This window comes from Clostridium sp. LBM24168 (assembly GCF_052953915.1).
The window spans coordinates 1,121,615-1,139,717 of record NZ_CP196861.1; the positions used below are offsets into that span (position 1 = coordinate 1,121,615).

19 protein-coding genes are annotated in these 18,103 nt (G+C 30.2%); all 19 read left to right on the forward strand.

Annotation, left to right across the window (positions count from 1 at the left end):
- Positions 1 to 34: 34 nt before the first annotated feature.
- The gene (gene xseA, locus ACSVC9_RS05600) at positions 35 to 1,237 is read left to right on the forward strand and encodes an exodeoxyribonuclease VII large subunit (RefSeq protein WP_446899362.1); all 1,203 of its coding nucleotides are present in this window, start codon (positions 35 to 37) and stop codon (positions 1,235 to 1,237) included.
- A gap of 17 nt (positions 1,238 to 1,254) precedes the next feature.
- The gene (locus tag ACSVC9_RS05605; RefSeq protein WP_446899363.1) at positions 1,255 to 1,479 is read left to right on the forward strand and encodes an exodeoxyribonuclease VII small subunit; all 225 of its coding nucleotides are present in this window, start codon (positions 1,255 to 1,257) and stop codon (positions 1,477 to 1,479) included.
- A gap of 25 nt (positions 1,480 to 1,504) precedes the next feature.
- A complete protein-coding gene (locus ACSVC9_RS05610; protein WP_446899364.1) occupies positions 1,505 to 2,395 on the forward strand; it encodes a polyprenyl synthetase family protein in 891 nt (296 codons plus the stop codon).
- A gap of 161 nt (positions 2,396 to 2,556) precedes the next feature.
- The gene (dxs, locus tag ACSVC9_RS05615) at positions 2,557 to 4,437 is read left to right on the forward strand and encodes a 1-deoxy-D-xylulose-5-phosphate synthase (RefSeq protein WP_446899365.1); all 1,881 of its coding nucleotides are present in this window, start codon (positions 2,557 to 2,559) and stop codon (positions 4,435 to 4,437) included.
- Positions 4,427 to 5,251, forward strand: coding sequence for a TlyA family RNA methyltransferase (locus ACSVC9_RS05620; RefSeq protein ID WP_446899366.1), 825 nt, complete (start codon positions 4,427 to 4,429; stop codon positions 5,249 to 5,251). The genes dxs and ACSVC9_RS05620 overlap by 11 nt, the downstream gene beginning before the upstream one ends.
- Positions 5,248 to 6,129, forward strand: a complete 882-nt coding sequence (locus ACSVC9_RS05625; protein ID WP_446899367.1) for an NAD(+)/NADH kinase — start codon at positions 5,248 to 5,250, stop codon at positions 6,127 to 6,129. Before ACSVC9_RS05620 ends, ACSVC9_RS05625 begins: the two co-directional genes overlap by 4 nt.
- On the forward strand, positions 6,098 to 6,547 hold the full coding sequence (locus ACSVC9_RS05630) for an arginine repressor (RefSeq protein WP_446899368.1): 450 nt from the start codon (positions 6,098 to 6,100) through the stop codon (positions 6,545 to 6,547). Before ACSVC9_RS05625 ends, ACSVC9_RS05630 begins: the two co-directional genes overlap by 32 nt.
- Positions 6,548 to 6,561: 14 nt before the next feature.
- Positions 6,562 to 8,259, forward strand: coding sequence for a DNA repair protein RecN (recN, locus tag ACSVC9_RS05635; protein WP_446899369.1), 1,698 nt, complete (start codon positions 6,562 to 6,564; stop codon positions 8,257 to 8,259).
- 210 nt (positions 8,260 to 8,469) lie between these two features.
- Positions 8,470 to 9,672: a SpoIVB peptidase gene (gene spoIVB / locus ACSVC9_RS05640; protein ID WP_446899370.1), complete on the forward strand. Its 1,203-nt coding sequence runs from the start codon at positions 8,470 to 8,472 to the stop codon at positions 9,670 to 9,672.
- Positions 9,673 to 9,872: 200 nt separating this feature from the next.
- Positions 9,873 to 10,688: a sporulation transcription factor Spo0A gene (gene spo0A / locus ACSVC9_RS05645; protein WP_446899371.1), complete on the forward strand. Its 816-nt coding sequence runs from the start codon at positions 9,873 to 9,875 to the stop codon at positions 10,686 to 10,688.
- A gap of 133 nt (positions 10,689 to 10,821) precedes the next feature.
- Entirely contained in the window at positions 10,822 to 11,004 is a 183-nt protein-coding gene (locus ACSVC9_RS05650) for a hypothetical protein (protein ID WP_446899372.1), read from the forward strand.
- A gap of 24 nt (positions 11,005 to 11,028) precedes the next feature.
- Positions 11,029 to 11,550, forward strand: coding sequence for an NUDIX hydrolase (locus ACSVC9_RS05655; RefSeq protein WP_446899373.1), 522 nt, complete (start codon positions 11,029 to 11,031; stop codon positions 11,548 to 11,550).
- 71 nt (positions 11,551 to 11,621) lie between these two features.
- A complete protein-coding gene (gene spoIIM / locus ACSVC9_RS05660; RefSeq protein ID WP_446899374.1) occupies positions 11,622 to 12,269 on the forward strand; it encodes a stage II sporulation protein M in 648 nt (215 codons plus the stop codon).
- Positions 12,270 to 12,522: 253 nt separating this feature from the next.
- Positions 12,523 to 13,401, forward strand: coding sequence for a site-specific tyrosine recombinase XerD (gene xerD, locus ACSVC9_RS05665; protein ID WP_446899375.1), 879 nt, complete (start codon positions 12,523 to 12,525; stop codon positions 13,399 to 13,401).
- Between the two features lie 146 nt (positions 13,402 to 13,547).
- The gene (locus ACSVC9_RS05670) at positions 13,548 to 14,804 is read left to right on the forward strand and encodes a D-alanyl-D-alanine carboxypeptidase family protein (protein ID WP_446899376.1); all 1,257 of its coding nucleotides are present in this window, start codon (positions 13,548 to 13,550) and stop codon (positions 14,802 to 14,804) included.
- A gap of 104 nt (positions 14,805 to 14,908) precedes the next feature.
- Complete coding sequence (locus tag ACSVC9_RS05675; protein WP_446899377.1) at positions 14,909 to 16,096, forward strand: CCA tRNA nucleotidyltransferase; 1,188 nt, start codon at positions 14,909 to 14,911, stop codon at positions 16,094 to 16,096.
- On the forward strand, positions 16,065 to 16,820 hold the full coding sequence (locus ACSVC9_RS05680; protein WP_446899378.1) for a segregation/condensation protein A: 756 nt from the start codon (positions 16,065 to 16,067) through the stop codon (positions 16,818 to 16,820). Before ACSVC9_RS05675 ends, ACSVC9_RS05680 begins: the two co-directional genes overlap by 32 nt.
- On the forward strand, positions 16,804 to 17,334 hold the full coding sequence (scpB, locus tag ACSVC9_RS05685) for an SMC-Scp complex subunit ScpB (RefSeq protein WP_446899379.1): 531 nt from the start codon (positions 16,804 to 16,806) through the stop codon (positions 17,332 to 17,334). Before ACSVC9_RS05680 ends, scpB begins: the two co-directional genes overlap by 17 nt.
- 85 nt (positions 17,335 to 17,419) lie before the next feature.
- The gene (locus ACSVC9_RS05690; RefSeq protein WP_446899380.1) at positions 17,420 to 18,061 is read left to right on the forward strand and encodes a lactate utilization protein; all 642 of its coding nucleotides are present in this window, start codon (positions 17,420 to 17,422) and stop codon (positions 18,059 to 18,061) included.
- Positions 18,062 to 18,103 lie beyond the last annotated feature (42 nt).

Consider the following 18,103-nt stretch of genomic DNA (forward strand, 5'->3'; position numbering starts at 1 on the left):
ACAGTGTTTTGAGAATAAAGGATGATGTGGATATATGTATATAAAGGTATTGACAGTATCGGATATTAACGGTTACATAAAAAGAAGCTTTGATAATGACTTCATACTTCAGAATTCCTCTGTAAAAGGCGAAATCTCAAATATAAAATTTCACAGCAGTGGACATATATATTTTTCATTAAAGGATGAATTTAGTAAGATAAATTGTATAATGTTTAGGAGTTCAACTAAAAATTTAAAGTTTGTTCCAGAAGACGGTATGAGAATAGTAGTAAAGGGAAGAATATCAGTCTATGAAAAAGAGGGTCAATACCAGCTTTATTGTAGTGAAATGAAACTTGAAGGTGTCGGGGAGCTTTACATAGCTTTTGAAAAATTGAAAAATAAACTTAAAGCAAAAGGATTATTTGATGAAAGACATAAAAAAGCTATACCCCAGTATTCTTTTAAAATAGGTGTAGTTACTTCTCCTACAGGAGCTGCACTTCGTGATATAATAAATGTGACAAAAAGAAGAAATAGGTGTGTAGAACTTATTATCTATCCTTCTCTGGTTCAGGGAATAAATGCATCAGAGAATATAGTAGAAGGAATAAATGTATTAAATAGTATAGAAGACATTGATGTTATAATTTTAGCACGTGGAGGTGGAGCTATAGAAGATCTATGGTGCTTTAATCATGAGAGAGTTGCGGAAGCAGTATATAATTCTGACAAGCCTATAATAACGGGAATTGGACATGAAATAGACTATACTATAGCTGATTTTGTGGCAGATAAGAGGGCACCTACCCCATCAGCTGCAGCTGAAATTGCAGTATTTGATCTTAATTCTGCAGTTCAACAAATTGGACATTATGGAACTATATTGAATGGAAATATAGTTTCTATATTGAAAAGTAGAATGGAAAAGCTTTTATATATGAAAAAGAGGTTGCATTCAAATAGTCCTCTTGTACATGTTGCTAATCAGTACGTAAATATAGACAGATTAAAAGATATGCTAAATATAAAGATTAACTCAAAGCTTGTTGCAAACGGAGATAAATTAAACAAATTAGAAGAATTATTGGAATCAAGAAATCCACTTAATATATTGAAAAGAGGCTATTCAATAATACAAAATGGAGATGGAGATGTTATAAGCTCTATATATGGATTGGATAAGATAGACAAAGTAAAGGTAACAATGAAAGATGGAAGTGCTGAATTCCATTTTTCAAAAAGTAATGATTAACTTAGGAGGTTATATAATTGCCTAAAAAGATTGAAAGCTATGAAAACATGATGATAAAATTAGAAAATATAGTAAACGAAATGGATGGGGATAGCTTATCCATAGATGACAGTATGAAAAAATATGAAGAGGGAATGAAGCTCTGCAGCAAAATGTATAAAATATTGAAGGATGCTGAGGGGAAAATAAATATTTTAACAGAAGAAGGGGAAAAGGATTTCGATATGAAAGAGCAAAAATAACTATATGGAAATGGGGAAATATATTATGGAAAAAGAAAGCAAGTATATAATTTCAGAATTAAAAAGTGAAATAGATGATTATCTTCATAGGTACATGGAGGGAAAAGGAACTCACAATAAAAGAATTTATGAAGCAATGCAGTATAGTTTAGATGCCGGTGGGAAAAGAGTGAGACCTATATTGTTTTTTTTAACCTATATACTTTATAAGGAGAATTACAGGGATGTTATGGAGATTGCAGCTTCTATAGAGATGATTCATACTTATTCATTGATTCATGATGATCTTCCAGCTATGGATAATGATGATTTAAGACGTGGCAAGCCTACAAATCATAAAGTATTTGGGGAGGCTATTGCAATTCTTGCAGGTGATGGACTTTTAAACGAGGGTATGAATCTTATGTTTGATCATTGCCTGAAAAATAATGACAAAAATAAGATAAAAGCATGTAGTATTATTGCACAAAGTGCAGGTGCAGAAGGTATGGTTGGTGGTCAGACTGTAGATATATTGAGTGAGAATACTAAAATACCAATAGATCAGCTTTACTATATGCACAGTAAAAAAACAGGTGCACTTATAAAAGCATCTATTATATCAGCGGCAGTGTATGCAGGAGCAAGCCGGGATGAAATAGAAAAACTAGATTATTATGGTAAAAAATTAGGACTGGCATTTCAAATAAGAGATGATATACTGGATGTAACTGGAGATACAAAAAAACTAGGCAAGAAGGTAAAAAGTGATGTAGACAATAAGAAGACGAATTTTATAACTACCTATGGGTTGAATAAATGCATTGAAATGTGCAATTCAATCACGAGTGAATGTATAGATGTACTCAATAAAATAAATAAGAATACTGCGAATTTGGAAAGAGTCACTTTACTTTTGTTAAATAGAGAGAGGTAGAATTGCTGCAGTTTATTTTGAATATAGAAAAGAGCTGTGATATAATAATTAAATGTAGCACACTTTTCCCTGAAGATTTTGCAAAAAACTTCAGGATTTTATTTTATAAGAATAATTTATAGTTTACTACACTAAATTAATTATATGGAGATAGAGAGAATATGTACAGTCTACTTGATAATTATAAAAATATAGACGATATAAAGAAAATGACATTCAAACAAAAATCGAAATTGGCAAAAGAAATAAGAAAATTTTTAATAGACAAGGTTTCTAAAACAGGAGGACATTTGGCATCAAATTTAGGAATCGTGGAACTTACCATGTGTATATTGGACGTATTTGATTTTAATAAAGATAAAATTATATGGGATGTAGGCCATCAATCCTATGTTTATAAGATTCTGACAGGGAGGAAAAATGGGTTTGATAGTTTGAGGCAATTTGGAGGAATAAGTGGTTTTCCAAGATGCTGTGAAAGTAAATATGATTTTTTCCAAACAGGTCACAGCAGTACATCCATATCTGCAGCACTTGGAATGGCACGTGCGCGTGATATTAAGAACGAGAAGTACAATGTAATAGCAGTTATAGGAGATGGTGCACTTACAGGTGGAATGGCTCTGGAAGCGTTAAATGATGTAGGCTACAGGAAGACTAGGCTAATTATAGTATTAAATGACAATCAGATGTCAATAGCTAAAAATGTAGGAGGGGTATCCAAATATTTAAATAAATTGAGGATTGATCCTAAATACAATAAGTTTAAACAGGATGTAGAAAATCTATTAATGAGAATTCCAAATATAGGAAAAGGAATGGCAAAATATCTGGAGAAATTGAAAAATGGAGTAAAACAGATGGTAGTACCTGGTATGTTCTTTGAAGATATAGGACTTAAGTATTTAGGCCCTATAGACGGGTATGATATAGAAGAACTTACAAAAGTGCTTGACCTAGCAAAAAAAATAGATGGACCTGTAGTGATACATGTGATTACAAAGAAAGGAAAAGGATATAAATTTGCAGAAAATAATCCTGGTAAATTTCATGGGATAGGTCCATTTAATTGTATAAATGGTGAAATTGCGGTGTCTTCTATAGAGACTTATTCCCAGTCTTTTGGAAATAGGCTGGCTGAACTGGCTGAAAAAAACAAAGATATAGTAGCTATAACTGCAGCTATGAGAGATGGTACTGGATTGAAAAAATTCTCTGAAAAATTCCCAGAAAGATTTTTTGATGTTGGAATAGCAGAACAACATGGTGTTACTTTGGCTGCAGGTATGGCAAAGGCTGGAATGAGGCCAGTGTTTGCGGTCTATTCTACATTTCTTCAAAGGGCATATGACCAGGTTATCCATGATGTATGTATACAGAAATTGCCGGTTGTATTTGCAGTTGATAGGGCTGGAATTGTAGGTGCAGATGGAGAAACACATCAGGGAATATTTGATCTCTCATATCTCACACAAATGCCAAATATGACGGTTATGTGTCCTAAGTGTACTGATGAGATGAATAATATGCTTAAATTTGCACTTAATCAGCATAGTGCAGTTGCAATAAGATATCCAAGAGGTGGAGATATTGTTGCATTGAAACCTATTGAAAAGTTTGAAATAGGAAAGTGGGAAAAAATAGAAGGCAATGGAAATATTGCGGTAATTGCAGAAGGTAAAATGCTTCAATATGCTGTTCTTGCGAGAAGGAAACTTTTAAAAGAGGGAATAGATGTAATTGTAATAAATGCATGTTTTGCAAAGCCTATAGATAGGTCGATGATTTGTGAACTTTTAGATAAAAATATAGATATAGTAACTGTAGAAGATAATATATTGAGAGGAGGGATGGGATCTTATATACTAGAATATATAAATACTTTGGATAATAAGGTTAGGGTACTGAATTTAGGCCTCAAAGATGAGTTTGTTCCACACGGTAAACCAGAATTGTTTTATAAGCTTTATGGACTTGATACCGAAGGGATAAAAAATAATATATTAGAATTTGTGAATAAAGGAGTTAATTATGTCAGATAGCAAAGAAAGGCTTGATGTTCTTTTGGTAGATCGTGGAATATTTGAATCAAGGCATAGAGCACAGGCAAGTATAATGGCAGGAGAAATATTTGTAGATGGAAATAGAGTAGACAAATGCGGACAAAAAATTAAAATTAATTCCAGAATTGAATTTAAGGGAAACAGGCTTCCTTTTGTGAGTAGAGGAGGATTAAAACTTCAGAAAGCTGTTAATAATTTCAATATAGATTTAGAAGATAAAGTTTGTATGGACGTAGGAGCATCCACTGGAGGATTTACAGATTGTATGCTTCAGTACGGAGCGAGCAAAGTCTATTCTGTAGATGTTGGCTATGGACAATTTGCATGGAAGCTCAGAATAGATAAAAGAGTAATTTGCATGGAAAGGACAAATATAAGATATGTAAAATTTGAAGATATAGGTGAATATATAGATTTTGCAAGTATAGATGTATCGTTTATATCTTTAAAAAAAGTTATCCCACCTGTCTTAAATTTACTGAAAAAGGATGGCAGTATAATAGCGCTTATAAAACCACAATTTGAAGCTGGAAGGGATAAGGTTGGTAAGAAAGGTGTAGTTAAGGATAAGTCAACTCATATAGATGTCATAAAAAAGGTTGCAGAATTTATACATGAAATTGGGCTTAAAATAATAGCACTTGATTATTCTCCGATTAAAGGCCCAGAAGGAAATATAGAATATCTAGTTTATTTTACTAAAGACAAGAATTTTGGTGAATCTTTTAAAGAGGAAGATATTTCTACGGAAGTCAGTCTAGCACACAATGAACTAAATGGAGAAAAGTTATGAAAAATATTGGGATAAATGTAAATACGACTAAAGATCCAAAAAATAAAATGTTGGATTTTATTATAAAGGCTATATACAATATAGATAAAAGTGTAAATGTAAAAGTATATAAGGACTGTATAGGATTAAATACTGCGGAAAGTAAGAAATTAGATGTTATAATAGTTCTTGGAGGAGATGGCACTATACTTAATACTTCAGGAAATTTGTTGGAATCTAGAACTCCTATACTTGGGGTAAATATAGGACATCTTGGATTTTTGGCACAGGTGGAAATAAATAGTATAAAACCTGCTTTGGTAAAGCTATTTAAAGGAGATTATACTATTGAAGATAGAACTATGATTCAATGTAGTTTCAATGATGGATATAAAATGAGGACTTATCATGGATTAAATGATGTAATACTTTACAAGGGAATTAGAAATAGAATTGAGAAATATGATATATTTATAGATAATGAATTTTATAATGTATTTAGTGGAGATGGAATTATCATATGTACTTCTACAGGATCGACTGCATATAATTTATCCGCAGGAGGTCCTATAATACATTCATCTCTGGATGCGTTTTGTATAACTCCAATGTATTCGCAATTTATGATGGACAGAACTATTGTACTTAATAGTGACAGCCTCATAGCAATAAAAATAATGAAAAATAATGAAAATGCATTTTTATCTGTAGATGGTCAGGAATGGATTGAGATAAGTGGTCCCATAACTGTAAATATAAGTAAATCCATATATAAGAGAAAATTAATAAAATTCAGTAATAGTTCTTTTTTTAAAACTCTGAGGGACAAAATTACTTTTGGTGCAAAGGAATGTGAAGGTGATATATATGAAGGTGACAAGACACACAAAAATTCTTGAAATTATCAACTCAAGGGATATAGAAACTCAGGAAGAATTGGCTGAAGAACTTAAAAAAAGTGGTATGAATGTAACTCAAGCTACTGTATCAAGGGATATAAAAGAATTAAAACTTATAAAAGTATTGTCTGATTCTGGGAAGTATAAGTATGCTACTATAAACCACACGGGTAAATTTTTGCCGGATAAATTGGCAGCTATTTTTTCACAGACGGTTATAGGAGTTGAAAATATAGATAATTTCGTAATAATAAAAACTATTTCAGGGTCTGCACCTGCGGCTGCAGAAGCTATAGATTCGCTGACATTTTCCGGTGTTGCGGGAACTATAGCAGGTGATAATACAATATTCGTATTGGCAAGGGATAGGGAAAGGGCACGGGATATAACCCAAAAAATGAAAAAAATGATTTCATAATAGGAGGCGTTAATATGCTTCTTCAATTGAATATAAAAAATTTTGCACTTATAGAAAAATTAACACTCTCTTTCAGTTCTGGATTCAATGTGCTTTCAGGTGAAACGGGTGCAGGTAAATCGATACTTATTGATGCCATAAACTACATAATCGGGAATAAGTTTAATAAAGAACTTATAAGAACAGGGGAAAAGAAGACTTTTGTCGAAGCTGTGTTTACTATTGAAAATCCAAAAACAGGTCAAATTTTAAAGTCACAGGATATAGATTTTGATGAAGATTTGGTGATAGTCAGCAGAGAGACTTTTCAATCTGGAAGAAGTATTGCTAAAATAAATGGAAAATCTATTTTATTGGCAGATTTAAAGGAAATAACCTCTACTATGCTGGATATACATGGGCAACACGAAAATCAAAATTTATTGTTGCCTGAGAACCATATAAATTATGTAGATGATTATGGTGAAGATTTAGTAGGGAAATTAATTGAAGATTATGTTGTAGATTATAAAAAGTTTAATAAAATTAAAAACAAAATAAATGAACTCTCTGGTGAAAATGGAGACAGAAAAAAAATGTTGGATTTTTTGAAATACCAGATAGATGAAATAAATTCATCAAATTTGAATGAAAAGGAAGAATCTGAACTTAACAAAAAATTTGAAGTATTGTCTCATTCGGAAAAAATAAGTAATATTCTAAATGCATGCTATGCAAGTCTGTATGGTGGTTTTGATGATAGAAGATCTATACAGGATGAACTTGGAAGTGTAGTAAAGGATATAAGTTCTATAGAAGATATATCCTTAAATATAAAAAATGTACATAAATTGCTTGAAGATGCTTATTACAATATTGAAGAATCAGTAAATCAGATAAGAAGTTTAATGGATAGTGTAACTTATGATGAAGGTGAATTGGAGCGTATAAATAATAGAATATATGAAATCAGTGGATATAAAAAAAAATATGGTAATACTATAAAAGATATACTTGAATACAGAGATAAAATTCTTACACAATATAATGAAATTGTAAACAGCAAACATATAATAGAAAATCTTGAAAGAGATAAACAGAAAATTGAAAAAAATTTAAAAGTAAAATCAACTGAGATACATAAAATAAGATGTATTATAGCAAAAAAATTGGAGAAAAATATAAAAGAAGAATTGAATTTCATAGGAATGGAAAAGAGTGTATTCAAAATAAAGGTTGAGCTTCAAGATAAATTTACAAATAAAGGTATGGATTTAGTCCAATTTTATATATCCACAAATCCTGGAGAACCTTTAAAACCTCTTGAAAAGATTGTATCTGGAGGAGAGTTATCTAGGATAATGCTGGCGTTAAAAGCAGAATTTGTGGATAAGGATAGTATACCATCTGTAATATTTGATGAGATAGATACAGGTATAAGCGGAAGAGTAGCCCAGTGTGTAGCAGAAAAAATGTATGAAATATCCAAAAAACGTCAGGTATTGTGTGTTACACATCTACCTCAAATAGCATCTATGTCCGATACTCATTATCTAGTTGAAAAAGAGATTCATGATGATAAAACCTATACTAAAATAAAAAAATTAAATTTGGAAGAAAAAGAATATGAATTGGCAAAAATGGTTGGAAGTTCGAAAGTTACAAAAATTACTCTAGCACATGCTAAAGAACTTATAAAAATTGCTGACTCGAAGAAAAATAAAATTATATGAAAAATCATATAATAATATAGAATTCTATGAAGGAATTGTCTAAATATATAAGTGTATATATTTTATTTCGATTCCTATTGTTTTTTGTAAAAAATTTAGACTAAAAATCAATACATTTACTTAAAATGAAAGTTTATAATAGCATAATAAAATATTTAAAAGGGCAACTTAAACGTAGAAAAAAGTAATACAGACAGGAGGCAATAGAGCATGGAGAAAAATTTGAAAAAAGTGCTGTACTATATTTTTATTCCTATCTTGCTTATTATGCTATTTACATGTTATGAATTAAAAAATATACCGACTACTATATTTTTTAGGGAAAATCAAAATATAAAGCAAAATATTTTTTTAAAGGTAAACAATAGCAGTAAAAAAAGAACTGAAAATGCAAGTATAAATTTATTGGGAGTTGTACCTGTAGGCACTGTAACTATGAAACCAGTTAAAAGCAATATGCTTATTTATCCTGGAGGTCAGCCTATAGGCGTCAAATTAAATACAAAAGGAGTATTAGTTGTAGCACTGTCTGATGTTACTACAAGTAATGGTAAAATAACAAGTCCTGCAGCTAAATCTGGAATAGAAATAGGGGACAATATATTAAAAATAAATGGAGCTGATATTGAAACTTCTGAGCAGACAAGGGAAGAGATAAACAAAAGTGAAGGAAAAAATATTAAAATATTAATATGTCATAAAGGAAAAAATGTAGAAAAGATTATAAGCCCGATAAAAAGTTCTGAAGATAACAAATATAAAATAGGACTATGGATAAGAGATTCTACCGCAGGAGTAGGTACTTTAACATTTTACGACAAGAAAAGTGGAATGTTTGCAGCGTTAGGTCATCCTATAACGGATATTGATACAGGGACAATATTAAGTGTAAACTCTGGAGAGATAGTATCATCTTCTATTGTATCTGTAAAAAAAGGTACCAAAGGAAATCCCGGAGAATTGAAAGGAATATTTATAAATGAAGATTCTGTACTGGGATATATATATAAAAACACTGAATGTGGGATATTTGGTAAGTCGGAGGGAAAATTTGCAGATAATAATTTAAGACCAATGGAGATAGGGCTTAGAAATGAAATAAAAGAGGGACCCGCAAAGATACTTACAACCACAGATAAAGAAGGTGTAAAAGAGTACAATATTGAAATTCAAAAATTACTTGCTCAAGATTCTCCAGGAGCCAAAAGTATGGTTATAAAAGTTGTAGACAAAAAACTACTTGAAAAGACGGGTGGAATAGTTCAAGGAATGAGCGGAAGCCCTATAATTCAAAATGGGAAAATAGTTGGAGCAGTTACGCATGTACTTGTAAACAAACCTGATATAGGCTATGGAATATATATAGAATGGATGCTAAATGATGCAAATTTACTTAATAATCAGACAAAATAATATTATTTTTAAGCATGCTTTAACAAAAAATTAACAAATATGCACAAGATACTACAGAAGTATGATATGCGTTATTCTGTAGTATCTTATAATATAAATACAATTAAAAACTTTTTTTGCAGGCAGGAATTAAAATTCTTTTGTCGAATTAATTTATTGTTAACATATGGGAATTTATTAATAAAAGGGGAGTAGTATATATGGAGGAATCGAAAATAAATGTAGTTATTGCGGATGATAATAAGGAATTTTGTAATATTCTAAATGATTATTTACTAAATCAGAAGGATATTATAGTTACAGGCGTTGCTAATGATGGGTTGGAGGCTCTCAAATTAGTACAGGAAAAAAAGCCTGATTTGGTAGTACTTGATATAATTATGCCTCATCTTGATGGACTTGGAGTATTGGAAAGATTGAACAATATGAAAATTAATCCTATGCCTAGGGTAATTGTATTATCGGCGGTAGGCCAGGATAAAATTACGCAAAGGGCTATAACGTTAGGTGCGGATTATTACGTAGTAAAACCTTTCGATATGGATGTTTTCACGAAGAGAATAAGGCAGATGTTCAATAGTGTGATAACTGACAGTAGTGAAAATAAGAAAACAGTTTCAATGCTTGACAGTATGGAAAGAAGATACTCAAGTAATGGATCTAATAGCCTGGAACAGGAGATAACCGATATAATACATGAGATAGGAGTTCCTGCTCACATCAAAGGATATATATATTTAAGAGAGGCTATAACAATGGTAGTAAATAATATGGAGCTTTTATCTGCAGTTACAAAGGAACTATATCCCTCTATAGCAAAAAAATATAATACGACTGCAAGCAGAGTGGAAAGGGCAATTAGACATGCTATAGAAGTTGCATGGTCAAGAGGTCAGGTGGATACTATAAATAGAATCTTTGGTTACACTGTACACAATGATAAAGGTAAGCCAACCAATTCCGAATTTATTGCTATGGTAGCTGATAAATTGAGATTGAAAAATAAAGTGAGTTAATTATAAAATCCTTTTATTGGTAGATGAAAACTGCTGCTGATAAAAGGATTTTATATATATGCTAAATATGCTAATATATTTAATAATAAACTAAAATATATTAGCATATTATTTAACGGGGAGGAAATACAGAATGAATAAAATAAATATAGAATTGGAGTTGAAAGAGGTAGAGACAATAGAAAATTTAATTAAAAGCAGAGTAAATGAACTCAGAGACAAGATGTCAAATGATCCAGAAAGGGAAGAAGAACTAAAGCTTATAATAAGATATTATAAGCAGATTATAAAAAATATAGATACTCAGATAAAATAAATTGATAAATGGAGGACATTATTTATGAATTTTGTGGAAAAGACCATAGACAAAAAATTGATATACAAAGGCAAAATTATTGAAGTTAATATGTACAATGTCATGCTGCCAAATGGAAAATATGGGAGTAGAGAAATAGTAAATCATCCAGGTGGTGTGGCAATTTTAACATATAAAGATGAAAATACACTTATTTTTGTGGAACAGTTCAGAAAACCCTTTGAAAAGACAATTTTAGAAATACCTGCAGGAAAAATAGAAAGTGGAGAAGAACCAGAAATATGTGGTAAAAGAGAACTTGAAGAAGAGACAGGATACAAAGCGAGGTCTTTCAAGTATCTGGGAAAAATAATTACAAGTCCTGGATTTTGTGATGAAATAATATATATATATGAGGCTAGGAATCTATATAAAGGAAGAAATGATATTGGTGATAAGGATGAATTTATAAACTTAAAGGAAATAAAAGTAGATAGAGTAAAGGAAATGATAAAATCAGGAGAAATAGTTGATGCAAAAACGATAAGTGCGTTTATGTTTATTTAAATTTAATGTAGTCATATAACTCTTTTGTTTGTCATAAATATAGAGAGAGATTAACAAAAGGGGGATGAACTATGCTGGATGGCAAAATATCAAATTTGATAAACAAACATGTCCAAGATAATTTTTGGCTATATGTAATAACACTGTTATGTTTTTTTACAGGTATAGTGCTTGGAATATATAGTGTAAGATATATGGGAGGTTTTGAGAAAAATGATCTTTTGAGCTATTTAGACAGTTTTAAGAATGCTGTGAGTTCGGATGGAATAAATTATAAAGCTATCTTTATAGAAACGATCAAACTCAATATCCCAATGATTGTAATAATATGGTTTCTAGGACTTACTATGATAGGAATACCGGTTATACTCGTAATAGATGTAATTAAAGGTTTCACAGTTGGTTTTGCTTCAAGCTTTATAATAAATGAACTTGGTATGAAAGGTATATGGTTTGTACTCCTCGGAATATTTCCTCAAAATATAATATATATACCCTGCATAATATTTTCTTCTGTATTAGCTATGGAATTTTCTCTTAATATTTTTAAAGATAGATCTGGAAACCAATGGAAAAGTCATGTATTGCTAAAATTAACTTCTTATTCGATAACCTTTGTGTTTATTATGGCTGTAATGTGTATTGGGCTTCTCATGGAAGTATATCTTACTCCTAATATAATGAAGTTGATTGCAGTAAATTATATGATATTATTATGACATTGAAAGGATAGCTTATGAAATTTATAGTTACAATATTCAAGTGTTTTTCGATACTCATTTTATTTGGGATATTCCTTCCGAAATTTTTGGATTATGTGTTATACTATTTTATAATTAAACCGGATGTATATCAAAATAGTATATTTGTATACAGTGTGTTTAATAAAAATATCACTATATTATATAATTTTACTGTTGTGTTTAATGATTTTCTAAAATTCTAGTTGTCTTTCAGAGAGTGGTGACTTTTTTGAATAAGTTTTTACTTGATTATGTTTATGAACTTCAGAGGAAACAAGTATCTAAAAATACATTAGATGCTTATGTAAGGGATATAACTAAATTCTATGATTTTATAAAAGACAGGGAAGAAGATATAAAAACTATAGAAGTTGTATCGATAATGGCATATGTGCAATATCTCCAAAAAGAAGGAAAAGCAGTTTCATCAATAGTCAGGAATATAGTATCACTTAGAAACTTTTACAAGTATCTTGTATTTAAAGGTGTAGTTAATGAGAATCCTGTACTATACTATGATATTCCCAAGGTTAAACATAGTATACCTAAAATACTTACAGTGGAAGAAGTGGATGAACTTCTTTCTGCTCCAGATATAAGTAAAAATAAAGGTATAAGAGACAAGGCAATGCTTGAAACCATGTATGCATCAGGTATGAAAGTTATGGAATTACTAAGTTTAACAATATATGATATCAATTTAAAACTTTCATATATAAAATGTAAAAATACAAAGAGTAAAGAGAGGATAATACCTATAGGCTCTATAGCAGTCGAGTATTTAAAAAAATATTTAAATATAAGACCTGAATTAAATACATATAATCTTGATTTTATATTTTTGAATATGAGAGGAGTTCAAATGAGCAGACAGGGTTTCTGGAAAATAGTAAAATATTATGCAGATAAGGCAGGCATCAATAAAAATATAAATGCTTTTACTCTTAGACATTCCTTTGCAGTACATCTTCTTCAAAACGGTGCGGACATAAGATCTGTCCAGGAACTTCTTGGTCATAAAGAACTATCTGCCACGGAAATATATGAATCTATTATAAAGAAAAATAAGATTGTGGAAGTCTATAAAAAAGCCCACCCTAGAGCATAGGTTGAATAGGAACTTAATGATTAACTACATGTTAGCCATTAAGTCTTTTTTGTTATTATGAATAATTAACAGTTTAAATTGAGAATAATAAGATTAGCTTAATTATTTTAATTTAGTAAAAGCATTTGGAAGGAGAGAATACTTCAATGAAAAATTTATATAAGACTTTTATAAGCAAAATCTTAGCTACTTTTCTTGTGTTTGGGATGTTTATTGCATATAGTTATAATGTGAGAGCCTATGGAAGTCCTATAAACAATGTAGAGAGTACATATGAAGTTAAGGCACATGATAATGGGAACTCTGAAAGTGAAGATGCCGGAGAAGGAGATATAGTTGTAGATGCAAAATCTGCACTGCTTATGGAACCTATATCTGGTAAAGTAATATATGAGAAAAATTCCCATGAAAAACTGGAGCCGGCTTCTGTGACTAAAATAATGACCATGCTTTTGACGATGGAAGCTGTGGATTCAGGAAAGATAAGTTTGAATGATAAGGTTACCGTAGGTGAAAATGCAAAAAAAATGGGAGGAAGTTCGATGCTGTTGGACACAGGAGAGGTTAGAACGGTAGAAGACCTCATAAAGGGAATAGGGATAGCCTCTGGAAATGATGCTGCAGTAGCTATAGCTGAGTATCTGGGAGGGAGTGAGCAATCTTTTGTAAATATGATGAACAAAAGGGCTCAGGAACTTGGAATGAAGGATACCGGTTTTAAAAACTGTACAGGACTTACAGCACCAGGGCATTTAACTTCTGCCTATGATATATCTATAATGTCAAGGGAATTGCTAAAACATCCTAAGATATTGAAATATACCGGTACTTATATGGAGACGATATCTGAAGGAAGAAAGAGTCCTATAGAACTTGTAAACCATAATAAACTTGTAAGATTTTTCAAGGGATGTGATGGACTGAAAACAGGATTTACAGATGCAGCTAAGTACTGTATATCAGCTACTTCAAGTAGAGATAATGTGAGAATGTTGGCGGTAATAATGGGATCACCTACTTATAAGGTTAGAAATAAAGATGCAAGTATGCTTATGAACTATGGATTTTCAAAATATAAATCGGTAAATTTAATTACTAAGGAGAAGCCCGTCAAAAAAATAAATTTAAATAAAAAAGGTACGAGATTTTTTTATGCCGTTGCAGAAAATAATTTAAATGTTGTAATGGAAAAAGATAGTAATGACAAAATAACTTATAATTGTGTGCTGAATAAGAATAAGAGAAAATATAAAAAAGGTGAAAGTATAGGTTATTGTAATGTATATATAAATGAAAAAAATATGGGAAAAGTTGGATTGAGTTGTGATAGAGATGTAAAATTACCTGGTATTATGGAAAATTTAAAAAATAGTCTTTCAGATATTATAAATAAGGGAGTATAATTATATAAATTTTCAATAAATGATCTTATTTATAAAAATGAAATGGTATAATAAAGGCAGAAAATCAATTATAATTTTCTGCTTTTATTTATGGAGAGATAAATATGAATATATTGCATGGATTCAATACAGAGGAATTGCATACTATAAATTTAATAAGAAGAATCTGTAAAGTTAAAAATATAGAAGCATATATAGTAGGTGGTGCAATTAGAGATATATTGATGGGTTATAAAGTGCATGATATAGATATATGTTTGAATGAAGATCCATTGATACTTATAAGAAGCGCAGGTGAAATCGAAAGTTTTGAATATCATAAAAAATTTAAGACTGCGACAGTAAAATTCAAAAATGGTGTTGCAGTAGATTTAATAAGATGCAGATCTGAGATATATCGTAAACCTGGAATACTTCCAGAGATTACACCTTCTGATATAATGCATGATCTTTATAGGAGAGATTTTACAATAAACTCATTAGCATATAGTTTGAGCTCGAATGAGTTAATTGATACATATGACGGGATTTATGATATACAGAAAAAATTAATTAGAAAGATACATTGTAATAGCTATGAAGAAGATCCTACAAGAATATTTAGGGCTGTGAAATATGCCTCAAGATATGGATTTGAAATTAAAGACAGTTTGGAGATTAATCAATGTATAGATAATAAGGTGTTAAATACTGTAAGTAATGATAGGATTATAAGAGAGATATATTCTATAATTAATGAGAAGAAGTGGAAAGAGGCACTTCAAATGTTTAAAGAATTGAATATATTTCAATTGAATTCTGATTGTATTGGAAAAATTAATCCTATAATTGGTTATAAAAATAAAAATATGAGGATTTTAAATTTATTCTATTCACTAAAAAATAAAAGGGATAAGAAGTATTTTATAGAAAACTCTATATTGGATCCTGATATAAAGAAATGTATGTGTTGCTTTATAGACAATAATGGCAAAATTCAAGAATATTTGAAATATACACTTAATAATTTTGATATATTTTTGCTTTTAAAGAATATGAATTTGTATAGTTTAGCTTATTTGTCCTGGGATTATAAGATTGTATACAAAATATATAATTATATTGAACATTTGAAGAAATGCAGTTTAAATATAAATGGAGAGGATATAAAGTTGAGAGGTGTACATGATGGAAGGTATATTGGAAAAGTATTGAAATATATGTTGAAGATAAAACTTAATACAGGTATAGAGAAAGCTTTAGATACAGAGGAGATTGAAGATGTCTTTAAATATAAAGATAGAAAATTTTGAGGGACCTTTTGATCTACTTCTCCATCTTATTAAAAAAAACAAAATGGATATATATGATGTTAAAATTCATGAAATAACAAACCAGTATGTGGAATATATACATAATATAGAAGAAATGGATCTTGAACTTACTTCTGAATTTGTTGTTATGGCTTCAACACTTTTAGAAATAAAATCCAGAATGCTGCTTCCAAAATATGTTTTGATAGGTGAAGATGATAAAGAAGAAGAAAATCCCGAAAAGGAACTCATGAAAAAGCTTATAGAATATAGTAAATTTAAAAAGGCAGCCAAGTTTTTGGAAGATCGCAAATGTAAGGTTGGAAGAAATTTCAGCAAGAAACCGGAAATAATAGTTAAAAAGAAGGATATTCTTAAACCTGAAAATTTTATGAAAGATTTGACTATACTTAAATTGTATAATATTTATTACAAACTTATGAGTATATATATGGAAAAATCTAATATGGAAAATAGGATTGAAAGAAAGATATCTGCTGATAAATTCAAGGTGGAAGATAAAATAAACTACATTAAGGTTAATACGAAAATTGGACAAGTATTCGAATTTTCAAATATACTCAATGAGTGTAAATTCAAAATTGAAAAAATAGTTACATTTATGGCCCTTTTGGAACTTATGAAATTGGGGATAATATCTGCAGCACAAAATGGTAATTTTAAGGAAATATACATAGAGAGGATAGTTGAAATTGAAGGATAATGAAAAATATTTTTCTGTAATAGAAGCACTTCTTTTTGTATCTGGTGAATCTTTGAAAATAAGTCAGATTGCAAAGATAATAGAGTGCAGTATAAATTTTACAGAAGATATAATGAAAGAGATGTCTTCATTATACAATAATTCAGACAGAGGAATAAAACTCATAAATTCGGGAGATGAATATAGCCTAGTTACAAAAGCTGAAAACAGCGAATATATTGAAAAACTGCTTGGGATAAATTCCAGACAATCATTATCACAAGCAGCTCTTGAAACATTATCTATAATTGCCTATAAGCAGCCTATAACTAGAATAGATATAGATGAAATAAGAGGTGTAAAAAGTGATAGGGCTATTTATAAGTTGCTTGAAAAGGGGCTAATAAAAGAAAATGGACGTCTAAATGTTCCGGGGAGACCAATACTTTATAGTACAACTGAAGATTTCCTAAAATATTTTGGCCTTGAAAGTATAGAAATTCTTCCGAATTTAGATGAACTTGTGAAAGAATAATAAGTGAATATTGCAGTTTGCGAATTTATATTTATAAATAGTGAACTGATAATTTGTAATTTATAAGAAAAGAGGAGGAAGGTTTATGGATAAGAACAAAACATGGGTGAATGAGCAGAGGATTAGAAGGACAATGGAAAACCTTGAAAAAAACAACATGGATGCATATTTAGTAGATAATGAAAAAGGTTTGCTGGAAAAATTGAAATTATTGATAAAAGAAGGAAATACTGTATCTGTAGGAGGCTCAATGACACTTTTTGAAACTGGTGTTATAGGCTTTTTACGGAATGGCAAGTATAATTTTATTGATAGATATAAAAATGGACTCAAGCCCGAAGAAATAAAGGATATATTCAGGAGAAGTTTTTTTTGTGATGATTATATAACAAGCAGCAATGCTGTAACCGAAAACGGTGAATTATATAATGTAGATGGGAATGGCAATAGGGTAGCAGCTATGATATATGGACCGGAGCAAGTTATAGTTATAATTGGAGTAAACAAAATTGTAAAAAATTTAGAGGAAGCTATAGAAAGAGTTAAATATAATGCAGCTCCTGCAAACACGAAGAGACTAAATTTGGATACGCCCTGTACTAAAGTTGGATATTGCATAGACTGTAAGGCTGAGGGTAGGATTTGCAATGATTATGTTTTAATAAAAAGACAAAATGTAAAAGGAAGAATAAAGGTTATTATCTTAAATAAAGACTTTGGATATTAGATAGATATAATTAAGGTTGACATAATCATGCCAACCTTAATT